Annotated in this window: 2 pseudogenes; both read right to left on the reverse strand. The window is 56.7% G+C overall.

The window, feature by feature from the left end:
- A pseudogene (locus RTW80_RS30695) lies at positions 1–119 on the reverse strand (ABC transporter permease); the annotation flags it as partial.
- 7 nt (positions 120–126) lie between these two features.
- Positions 127–238 (reverse strand): annotated as a pseudogene (locus RTW80_RS30700) (phospholipid ABC transporter ATP-binding protein MlaF); the annotation flags it as partial.

Genomic DNA, 238 nt, shown 5'->3' on the forward strand with positions numbered 1-238 from the left:
TGCTTGCGGAACTCCGGTTTGCCGACCAGCGCGTTGAACAACATTAATCCGGCACGCCCGAACGTACTGATGGTTTTTAGGCCACGGTGTCCAAGACCCGCCAACGCATTTAACAGCATGAGTGGCTTAACTCCCTATTCCGAGTAAATCGTCATGATAGTCGCCCGCCGGATAGCGGAAAGGCACCGGCCCATCTGCGATACCGTCCAGGAACTGCCGCACGCGCGGATCACCATTC

The sequence above is a fragment of the Escherichia sp. AM3 genome (assembly GCF_032029835.1).
GTDB classification, from domain to species: domain Bacteria; phylum Pseudomonadota; class Gammaproteobacteria; order Enterobacterales; family Enterobacteriaceae; genus Escherichia; species Escherichia coli.